Genomic DNA, 3,262 nt, shown 5'->3' with positions numbered 1-3,262 from the left:
CGTACCGTTTGACGAGGTTCTCAATACTGATCATGGGCCAACCCTCGCCGCGCCGGGCCGCGGCGCGCATCGGCCGCCGGGGCGAATACCGGGCCGGCGTCTCAGACCCAGGTCCGTCGAACCCTGGTCCGATGAAGCGCCCGGACCGCCCTCCTAGACTGGTTGCGTGCCCGCCCTCGACGCCCCCCGCGCAACTGAAATTTTAACTACCTCCGCCACTTTCCGTCTCGGTTAAATTTTATACTTCAAAAGCGCATCTTTTTCAGCTTTGCTTACGCGGAAGCTATCGCGGATCTTCGATATCGCCTTGTTTTGGATAAATTTAGCCGCCCGCTTGCTCGCCAAAAACGCAAGCGTGATCTCACGCTGCTTGATAAACATCTCAGCTATCGCCCACGCCGCGCCCATCTGCACGTAGTACCGCTCGTCGCTTTCGGCTACGCAAATTTCAAAAAATTCCTCGGGCGAGATCGCGCCCATATTTCGCATAAAATAAACGTAGAAAAATCGCCTCTCAAACTCGCTCACGCCGCTTTTAGCCTGCTTTAGCAGCGCATCCACGAAAGTGGCGTCCCTGAATTTCGGAGCAAACATATCGCAAACCGCCCAATTTGGCATCGTTTTGATAAAATCGCTCGCAAGCGTGAATTTTGTCTCATCCTGCTTTAAAAGCATTATGAAAAAGCCTTTTAGCACGAACTCCTCGTGAAAAACGGGCTTATAATTTTGCAGCTCACGGCGCGCTTCATCCGCTGTGCTCAAAGCGGAGAAGCTTTTGCGAGCAAGCGCACGCAGCGCGGGAGTGCGCACGCCCAAAATCTGCGGCGTCGGTATCAGGCACTTTGAAAATTGCGCCAGCTTCTCCTCGCTTAGCGCTCGCAGCTGCCCTAGCATATTTTCTCGTAGATCCATAGCTTTCCTTTAAATTTGATCGTAAATTTAATCGCGCGCAAGATTGCGATTTTATAACGGCGCACTGAAATTTAGCCGCACCAGATTATTTATTTAAACAGATCGCGATGCAACTCAAACTAATCGCCCGATAGATCGCGCTACTTTAAAATCGCGCCCCACTCACTCAAAGTCTTTTGTCTAAAAAACATGCCTGCTAGATCGCTCTGTATACCGCCATACAGAGCAAACCGTATCGCCAAAACCGCTTAAATGAAGCTCGGTGCGTCGTTTGAAAACAAAATTAGATCGCCGCTGTGCGTATTTTCGCTCAAAACTCGCTGCAGATCGCGCTTGTCTTTCAAAACGATAGTTTTTTTTGGATCTATCTTGCTTTGCAGCGCCTCGGAATTTAGCTCGCCCGTGATGATCGCGAGATCAAAAATTTCATCGATTTTGGCGGCGAGCGTCTCGTTGTCCTCGCGCGTGCTCTCGACGATGCCCGGCGTGATGATGACCTTGCGCCCGCTGTAGCTTCGCATCAGCTCGTAGCTTTGCAGCATGCCGCTTAGATTGCCGTTGAAACTATCGTCGATGATGATTTTGCCGCCCGCATCGAGCCGCGCGAGGCGGTGCTCGACGGCGCTAACGCGTTCGACGCGGCTTTTGATCTTATTAGTGCTAAGCCCCAAAAATCGCGCGATCTTTATACAAGCGGCGAGATTTGCGGCGTTAAATTTACCCAAAATCGGCGCGAAAAACTCGTGCCTCTCGCATAGTTCTCTCCGCCCGTTTGAAATTTTACGCTCGTTTGGAGCCTCTTGCGCACCCCGCTCTTTGTCGCTGCAAATTTTATCATCGCTAGTGGCGCGGGCGGCTTGTTCGTAGAATTCTCGCTCGCTCCGTTCCGCGCAGGATACGGAATTTGCTCCGTGAAAATCGGTGCCGTAATTTTTAGAATTTTTGTCTTTTTCTGCGTATGCCGCGCTATTTGCGTCTAAGCCAAAATCGCCCTGCCCTTCGCTCTCTGCGGCGGATGTGTCTGCGTGCGAAGCGGAATTTTCGCCGCTAGCACCGCTTCCATCTCCGCTCAAGCTAAGGCTAAATTTTATTCCGTCCAGATCCGCGCCGCAAATTTCCAGCCCCTCGTCATAGATCGTGACGCGCCCATCCGCGCTTTTTTGCGTAGAGCTGTGCAAAAACGCATGCTTTAGCCGCACGCTTGTGAGCGCTTCAAGCTTGGTCTTGCGGATGTTTTCAATGCTTTTGAAATACTCGATGTGTTGCGCGCCGATCTCGCCCACGACGACGATCTGCGGCGCCAAAAACTCGGTGATCTCGGCGATGTCGCCGCTTAGCCTGGCGCCTGCCTCGGCGATGTAGATCTGCGTATCTGCGGGCAGCGCCTCGTTTACGTCGCGCACGAGCCCTGCCAGCGTGTTTACCGAGCGCGGCGTCTTGTAGCAGCGAAAGTCGCTTTTTAAAATTTGATACAAGAAGTTTTTAATGCTCGTCTTGCCGTAGCTCGCGGTGATCTGAATGATCGTAAGAGAGGGCATCGAGGCCAACTTTTTGCGTGCGTCGGCCTTAAATTTCGCAGCCTGCGCCCGCTCGTAAGCAAAACTCGCCGCAAGGCCCGCGCCAAGCGGTAAAAAGATCGGCAAAACCGGCCCCCCCACGGCATAAAACGCGACGTTAAAGCTAAACGCACAAACCGCTAAAATCGCAAAAAATCGCTTCACGCGCGGCGTAAAGACGAGCTTTTTATCAAGCCCTCTTTGCCAAAAATAAAGCGCTAGCGCATAGACCGCGACGATTAGAATTTTAGCGGCGTGCAGAGCATAGAGGGGCGCGGTGCCGAATTTAGCCGCGCCCAAGTTCGCCGCGATCTCGCAGCCAAAATACGCCGCCAGCGGCAAAATCAAAAAATAGAGGTGCCACGCGGGCTTGGTAAAGTGAAAGATGATGCGCGCGGGCTTATATGAAAACCACTGCAGGCAGGTGATCAGATAAAAGCCGAGCATCAGGATGAATGCCGCGTGCGCGATCAAAAATATTATATTCATCTTTTAAAATTCCTTTTTATAAATTTACGCGCCCGCCTTACGAGCCTGTGCGGGCAAAAACGCGGCGAGCTAGGGCTAACAGGCATTCGACTTCATTTGCAAATTTTATGAATTCTCGCTTTGCAAATTCTATTTTACAAACTTCGCTAGCTCGCAAATTCACGCTCTCGCAAAAGCTGCACGAGCCGCGCTAGATAAATTTACGCTGCCGCGCGCTGACCCGTTTTCGATACCGCGCAGCATCTATCTTTCGCGACCTGAAATTTTTTGCACGCTGCGCATATTGCGACATCGAGCCCTATCTC

2 protein-coding genes are annotated in these 3,262 nt (G+C 52.0%); both read right to left on the bottom strand.

The annotated features are described in order from the left end of the window. Window positions 1–231 precede the first annotated feature (231 nt). Window positions 232–912, bottom strand: coding sequence for a DNA alkylation repair protein (locus tag Q0277_RS10505; protein WP_297997823.1), 681 nt, complete (start codon window positions 910–912; stop codon window positions 232–234). Window positions 913–1,160: 248 nt separating this feature from the next. Beyond that, window positions 1,161–2,957, bottom strand: coding sequence for a Mur ligase family protein (locus tag Q0277_RS10500; RefSeq protein WP_297997822.1), 1,797 nt, complete (start codon window positions 2,955–2,957; stop codon window positions 1,161–1,163). Window positions 2,958–3,262 lie beyond the last annotated feature (305 nt).

Source organism: uncultured Campylobacter sp. (genome assembly GCF_938030815.1).
Taxonomy (GTDB): Bacteria; Campylobacterota; Campylobacteria; order Campylobacterales; family Campylobacteraceae; genus Campylobacter_B.
This window is presented reverse-complemented; position numbering and strand designations above follow the sequence as displayed.